Genomic DNA, 7,193 nt, shown 5'->3' with positions numbered 1-7,193 from the left:
TGTCTGGCGGTGGTCAGCTCATGGGTGGAACGTTGATTATTCGGCACGGTCGGGACGGACCAGGCGCTAGTACTGCCCCTGCTGGGGGCGTGGAACGCTGATCTGGTCGGCTGGTCGTGCCGGGCACGCTGTTGGGTGTCTGAGGGTGCGAGCGTTGCTTGCCCTTCACGATGCCGGCCCCGGTGTAGCACCGCGTGATGTGGTGTGTGACGGGTGGTTGGTCGTTGTTTGAGAACTGCACAGTGGACGCGAGCATCTGTGGCCAAGTTTTTAAGGGCGCACGGTGGATGCCTTGGCACCAGGAACCGATGAAGGACGTGGGAGGCCGCGATAGGCCCCGGGGAGTCGTCAACCAGGCTTTGATCCGGGGGTGTCCGAATGGGGAAACCCGGCAGTCGTCATGGGCTGTCACCCTTGCCTGAACACATAGGGCAAGTGGAGGGAACGCGGGGAAGTGAAACATCTCAGTACCCGCAGGAAGAGAAAACAACCGTGATTCCGGGAGTAGTGGCGAGCGAAACTGGATGAGGCCAAACCTATGGCGTGTGAGACCCGGCAGGGGTTGCGTCGTGGGGGTTGTGGGATCTCTTTTTCACGGTCTGCCGGCCGTGGGACGAGTCAGAAACCGTATGGATAGGCGAAGGACATGCGAAAGGTCCGGCGTAGAGGGTAAGACCCCCGTAGCTGAAATCTGTACGGCTCGTTGGAGAGACACCCAAGTAGCACGGGGCCCGAGAAATCCCGTGTGAATCTGGCGGGACCACCCGCTAAGCCTAAATATTCCCTGGTGACCGATAGCGGATAGTACCGTGAGGGAATGGTGAAAAGTACCCCGGGAGGGGAGTGAAATAGTACCTGAAACCGTGTGCCTACAAGCCGTGGGAGCGTCGGATGGAAGCTTGCTTTCATCTCGTGACTGCGTGCCTTTTGAAGAATGAGCCTGCGAGTTTGCGGTGTGTTGCGAGGTTAACCCGGGTGGGGTAGCCGTAGCGAAAGCGAGTCCGAACAGGGCGGTGTAGTAGCGCGCTCAAGACCCGAAGCGGAGTGATCTAGCCATGGGCAGGTTGAAGCGGAGGTAAGACTTCGTGGAGGACCGAACCCACCAGGGTTGAAAACCTGGGGGATGACCTGTGGTTAGGGGTGAAAGGCCAATCAAACTCCGTGATAGCTGGTTCTCCCCGAAATGCATTTAGGTGCAGCGTCGTGTGTTTCTTGCCGGAGGTAGAGCACTGGATAGGCGATGGGCCCTACCGGGTTACTGACCTTAGCCAAACTCCGAATGCCGGTAAGTGAGAGCGCGGCAGTGAGACTGTGGGGGATAAGCTCCATGGTCGAGAGGGAAACAGCCCAGAGCATCGACTAAGGCCCCTAAGCGTACGCTAAGTGGGAAAGGATGTGGAGTCGCAGAGACAACCAGGAGGTTGGCTTAGAAGCAGCCACCCTTGAAAGAGTGCGTAATAGCTCACTGGTCTAGTGATTCCGCGCCGACAATGTAGCGGGGCTCAAGCGTACCGCCGAAGTCGTGTCATTGCGATATGTGCCCCCAACGGGGATCGTGATGGGTAGGGGAGCGTCGTCTGCCGGGTGAAGCAGCACCGGAAGGTAGTTGTGGACGGTTGACGAGTGAGAATGCAGGCATGAGTAGCGATACAAACGTGAGAAACGTTTGCGCCGATTGACCAAGGGTTCCTGGGTCAAGCTGATCTGCCCAGGGTAAGTCGGGACCTAAGGCGAGGCCGACAGGCGTAGTCGATGGATAACCGGTTGATATTCCGGTACCCGCTGTGAAGCGTCAAACATCGAGCATCGTGATGCTAAGGCCGTGAAGCCGCCCTGATCTCTTCGGAGTTGAGGGGAGTGGTGGAGCCGCCGGTCCAAGCGGTTAGTAGGTGAGTGATGGGGTGACGCAGGAAGGTAGTCCATCCCGGGCGGTGGTTGTCCCGGGGTAAGGGTGTAGGCCGTGCGATAGGTAAATCCGTCGTGCGTGTGGCTGAGACCTGATGCCGAGCCGATTGTGGTGAAGTGGATGATCCTATGCTGTCGAGAAAAGCCTCTAGCGAGTTTCATGGCGGCCCGTACCCTAAACCGACTCAGGTGGTCTGGTAGAGAATACCGAGGCGTTCGGGTGAACTATGGTTAAGGAACTCGGCAAAATGCCCCCGTAACTTCGGGAGAAGGGGGGCCACACCCGGTGATGGGTTTTACATCCTGAGCTGGGGGTGGCCGCAGAGACCAGCGAGAAGCGACTGTTTACTAAAAACACAGGTCCGTGCGAAGCCGTAAGGCGATGTATACGGACTGACGCCTGCCCGGTGCTGGAACGTTAAGGGGACCGGTTAGTCATTCTTCGGGGTGGCGAAGCTGAGAACTTAAGCGCCAGTAAACGGCGGTGGTAACTATAACCATCCTAAGGTAGCGAAATTCCTTGTCGGGTAAGTTCCGACCTGCACGAATGGCGTAACGACTTCTCGACTGTCTCAACCATAGGCCCGGTGAAATTGCACTACGAGTAAAGATGCTCGTTTCGCGCAGCAGGACGGAAAGACCCCGGGACCTTTACTACAGTTTGATATTGGTGTTCGGTTCGGCTTGTGTAGGATAGCTGGGAGACTGTGAAGCGGCCACGCCAGTGGTTGTGGAGTCGTCGTTGAAATACCAGTCTGGTCGTGCTGGATGTCTAACCCGGGTCCGTGATCCGGATCGGGGACAGTGTCTGATGGGTAGTTTAACTGGGGCGGTTGCCTCCCAAAGGGTAACGGAGGCGCCCAAAGGTTCCCTCAGCCTGGTTGGCAATCAGGTGGTGAGTGTAAGTGCACAAGGGAGCTTGACTGTGAGACCGACGGGTCGAGCAGGGACGAAAGTCGGGACTAGTGATCCGGCGGTGGCTTGTGGAAGCGCCGTCGCTCAACGGATAAAAGGTACCCCGGGGATAACAGGCTGATCTTCCCCAAGAGTCCATATCGACGGGATGGTTTGGCACCTCGATGTCGGCTCGTCGCATCCTGGGGCTGGAGTCGGTCCCAAGGGTTGGGCTGTTCGCCCATTAAAGCGGTACGCGAGCTGGGTTTAGAACGTCGTGAGACAGTTCGGTCCCTATCCGCTGTGCGCGTAGGAGTCTTGAGAAGGGCTGTCCCTAGTACGAGAGGACCGGGACGGACGAACCTCTGGTGTGCCAGTTGTTCTGCCAAGGGCATGGCTGGTTGGCTACGTTCGGGAGGGATAACCGCTGAAAGCATCTAAGCGGGAAGCCTGCTTCGAGATGAGGACTCCCACCCACTTGATGGGGTAAGGCTCCCAGTAGACGACTGGGTTGATAGGCCGGATCTGGAAGCACGGTAACGTGTGGAGGTGACCGGTACTAATAGGCCGAGGGCTTGTCCTCAGTTGCTCGCGTCCACTGTGTTAGTTCTGAGACAACGAACGGTTGTCGGCCAGAGCAGAACCACACAACAGAAGAGTGTGCTTGTTCGCTCGAAACCATTAGGGTTTCGGTGGTCATAGCGTGAGGGAAACGCCCGGTTACATTCCGAACCCGGAAGCTAAGCCTTACAGCGCCGATGGTACTGCAGGGGGGACCCTGTGGGAGAGTAGGACGCCGCCGAACAATCTTTGAAGGACCCCTGGTCACCAGCGTACAGCTGGGACCAGGGGTCCTTTTTGCTGTTCTGAAACAAACACAGCCCGGAGCGCGCCGGGTACCCGGCTGCGCGAGAATGACTTGCGGTACCGAAGACAGGAGTCACCATGTCCACCAACTCTCCCGACGATCGACCGGAGCGCGACCAGCGGCGACGGGACAGTGGTGACCGTGGCGGCTACCGCGGTGGACCGCGCCGGGACAGCGAACGGCGCGCCAACGACCGCAACGACCGTGGTGGTTACGGGCGTCGAGACGATCGCCGCAGCGATGACCGACGCGGTGATGACAGGCGGGACGACCGCGGTGGATTCCGGCGGGACGACAGCCGTGGTGGTGAGCGCGGCGGGTTCCGTGGGCGGGACGACCGTCGCGAGGGCGACCGAGGGCCTCGTCCTGCGTTCCGGCGTGACGACCGACCCGGCGGACCGCGTCGCGACGACCGCGATCGTGGCGGGGACCGTGGCTTCCGGCGCGACGGGGACCGTCCCGGCTTCCGCCGCGATGACCGTCGCGATGAGCGACGCGACGACGACCGCGGTGGCTTCGGCCGTCGTGACGACCGTCCGTCGTTCCGTCGTGACGACCGTCCCGCATTCCGGCGTGATGACCGCAGGGACGACCGACGCGACCACGGGGACCGGGGTGGCTTCCGCCGCGACGACCGCGACCGGGGCTTCCGTCGGGACGACAACCGTGGTGACCGACCCTCGTACCGTCGGGACGACGAGCGCGGCGGCTTCCGCCGTGACGACAATCGCGGTGGCGAGCAGCGGGGCGGCTTCCGCGGGCGGGACGACCGCCGCGATGACCGGCGTGGAGACGACCGCGGTGGGCGTCCGGCGTTCCGCCGTGACGACCGGCGCGACGACTTCCGCCGTGACGGAGACCGTCCGGCCTTCCGCCGTGACGAGCGCCGCGACGACCGTCGTGATGACTTCCGCCGTGACGAGCGCCGTGACGATCGTCGCGATGAGCGCCGTGATGACTTCCGGCGTGACGACCGTGGTGACCGGCGTGAGGGCGATCGCCCCTCGTACCGCCGCGACGACGAGCGCGGGGGCTTCCGACGGGACGACAGCCGTGGTGGTGAGCGCGGCGGGTTCCGTGGCCGGGACGAGCGTGGTCGCGATGACCGTGGCCGTGGGCCCCGGCGTGACGACCGGGGCGGTCGGCCTGGTGGCTTCCGTGGCCGGGACGACCGCAGGGGCGACGACCGGCGTGGCGGTGGGCGCTTCCGTGATGACCGGGACCGGGACCGTGAGCCGATCAAGCGGCTGCCGATCCCCGAGGACGTCACCGGCGAGGAGATCGACAAGGACGTACGGCAGGAGCTGCAGAGCCTGCCCAAGACGCTCGCCGATGACGTCGCCAAGAACCTGGTGATGGTGGCCCGGCTCATCGACGAGGACCCCGAGGGCGCGTACGGCTACTCCAGGGTGGCCCTGCGGCTGGCGTCGCGTGTCGCCGCCGTACGGGAGGCGGCCGGCTTCGCGGCGTACGCGAGCCAGAAGTACAGCGAGGCGCTCGCCGAGTTCCGGGCCGCTCGGCGGATGACCGGCAATGTGGACCTGTGGCCCGTCATGGCCGACTGTGAGCGTGGGCTCGGGCGGCCCGAGAAGGCGCTGGACATGGCCGGGGCGCCCGAGGTGCACAAGCTGGACAAGGCCGGGCAGGTCGAGATGCGGCTGGTGGCCGCCGGTGCGCGGCGGGACATGGGGCAGCTCGACGCGGCCATCGTGACCCTGCAGAGCCCCGAGCTGGCCTCCAACTCCGTACAGCCCTGGACCGCGCGGCTGCGGTACGCCTACGCCGACGCGCTGCTCGCTGCAGGGCGTGAGGGCGAGGCGCGCGAGTGGTTCGCCAAGGCCGTCGAGTCCGACAAGGACGGCAGCACGGATGCCTCGGACCGGCTCGCCGAGCTGGACGGTGTCGAGTTCGTCGACGCCCTCGACGAGAACGAGAACGAGGACCAGAGCGTCCAGGACGTCGAGGACGACAAGGATGTAGATGTCGACGTCGATGGCGACAGCGACGACGATGACCTCGACATCGTCGAAGCAGAGAAGGACAGTGACAGCGACAGTGACCGTGCGGCTGAGGTCGACGTTCACAAGGACTGACGTCCGGTCGGTGTGAGCAAGGGGCGGGATCCGTACGACGGGTCCCGCCCCTTCGTCGTATGCCGGCCGTTGTGCGGCGGGGTTTCCTCAGAGCTCCAGCGTGCGCAGCACCAGTCCCGACGCCGGCTTCGGGCCGAACGACGTGGACTTGCGGGGCATCTTGATGCCCTGGCGGGCCAGGTTGCGTACGACCTCCTCGCGGACCGGGTGCATCAGAACGGCTGTGCCACCGTCGCGTTCGGCCTTCTCCACGGTGGCCGCCGTGTCGTGGATGTAGGCGATGTGCTCCGGTGAGTTCTCGGGGATGCGCCAGATGTGGTGGAGGAGTGTGGCGTGGAGGACCGTCGCGTCGAGGGTGCGCCAGGCGGGCGGGCGGTCGGCGGGAATCGTACGGGCCAGGAGGTCCGGGTCCGGGCGGTCCACGAGGTGGAAGGCGCCGTCGCCGGCGAGGAGGAAGGCGTTGCCTGCGCAGGCCGTGTCGGCGAGGTACTCCAGGGCCTCGGGGAGCGGGACGTCGAGGCGTCGTACGCGGAAGAGGCCGTCGAGGGCGGTCAGGGCGTCGGCCAGTGGCAGTCGGTGCAGGAGGCGGTGGATGGCGCGGACGCGGAGGGGGTAGCGGACGGTGTCCACGAGGAGAACCAGGCCGTAGTCCCAGGGGCTGGGGGAAGGATGCTCCGCGCGCAGACGGAGATACGTCGCCCAGCGGTGGTGGCCGTCGGCTATGAGGGCCTGGTGGTGGGCGAGGTCCGACTGGATCTCGGCGAGGTCGGCGGAGTCGGTGACCGCCCACAGACGGTGGTGGAAGCCGTCCTCCGTGGTCGTGGACAGGAGCGGTGGGCCTTGTGTGGTGCGCTCGACCACGGCTGTCGCGCCCGTTGTGGCGCCGTTGCCCCGGTAGGTGAGGAGCAGGGGTTCGAGGTTGGTGGAGGTGGCGCGCATCAGGGCCGCGCGGTCCGCGATGACGTGGGGTATGACGTCCTCGTGCGGGAGGACCACGCCGTCGGTGGGCTCCGAGAGACGCAGGGCGCCTATGAGGCCACGCTGGAGGATGGTGCCGTCGGCCTGCTCGTAGACGTAGAGACCTGGTTCGGTGTCGGCGGCCAGGACGCCCTCGGAGAGCCAGTGGCGCAGGGTGTCGGCCGCCTGTTCGTTGCGAGCGGCGGGCGTACCGGCCTGGGGGAGGATGAGGCGGACGATGTTGTGCGGGTCGGCCGATTCGAGCTGGAGCAGACCGTCCGGCCGTACGACCACGTCGTACGGCGGGGATGTCACGGCGGCCAGGCTGCCGACCCGGTCGGGGTCGTAGCGAAGGCCCCGGAACGGGGTCAGTTCGAGGCCGCTGCGCGCCGGGATCGCCTCCGCGGGACCTGCGTTGTTCATTCGTGCATCGTATGTGGGTCGGCGCTCGTGGGGGTGTGTGTCAGTGGCATGCG

Annotated in this window: 2 protein-coding genes and 2 rRNA genes; 3 read left to right on the top strand and 1 reads right to left on the bottom strand. The window is 64.4% G+C overall.

The window, feature by feature from the left end; genetic code table 11:
• The first annotated feature begins 260 nt into the window (after positions 1-260).
• The 3 genes from STRIP9103_RS22165 (at position 261) to STRIP9103_RS49095 (ending at position 5,760) form a co-directional block, all read left to right on the top strand.
• Positions 261-3,382, top strand: a 23S ribosomal RNA gene (locus STRIP9103_RS22165).
• Positions 3,383-3,487: 105 nt separating this feature from the next.
• Positions 3,488-3,604 (top strand): 5S ribosomal RNA (gene rrf, locus STRIP9103_RS22160).
• 1,310 nt (positions 3,605-4,914) lie between these two features.
• The gene (locus tag STRIP9103_RS49095; protein WP_234022261.1) at positions 4,915-5,760 is read left to right on the top strand and encodes a tetratricopeptide repeat protein; all 846 of its coding nucleotides are present in this window, start codon (positions 4,915-4,917) and stop codon (positions 5,758-5,760) included.
• Between the two features lie 87 nt (positions 5,761-5,847).
• Here STRIP9103_RS49095 and STRIP9103_RS22150 read toward each other — a convergent pair whose 3' ends face one another.
• On the bottom strand, positions 5,848-7,140 hold the full coding sequence (locus STRIP9103_RS22150) for a DUF1015 domain-containing protein (protein ID WP_009318256.1): 1,293 nt from the start codon (positions 7,138-7,140) through the stop codon (positions 5,848-5,850).
• Positions 7,141-7,193 lie beyond the last annotated feature (53 nt).

It is taken from the genome of Streptomyces ipomoeae 91-03 (assembly GCF_000317595.1).
Classification (GTDB): Bacteria; Actinomycetota; Actinomycetes; order Streptomycetales; family Streptomycetaceae; genus Streptomyces; species Streptomyces ipomoeae.
Note: the sequence above shows the minus strand (reverse complement) of the source record. Positions and strands in the feature narration are given on the sequence as shown.

Coding starts and splice junctions, on each gene's coding strand:
- STRIP9103_RS22150 (WP_009318256.1), bottom strand. CDS start 7,140: ATGAACAACGCAGGTCCCGCGGAGGCGATCCCGGCGCGCAGCGGCCTC.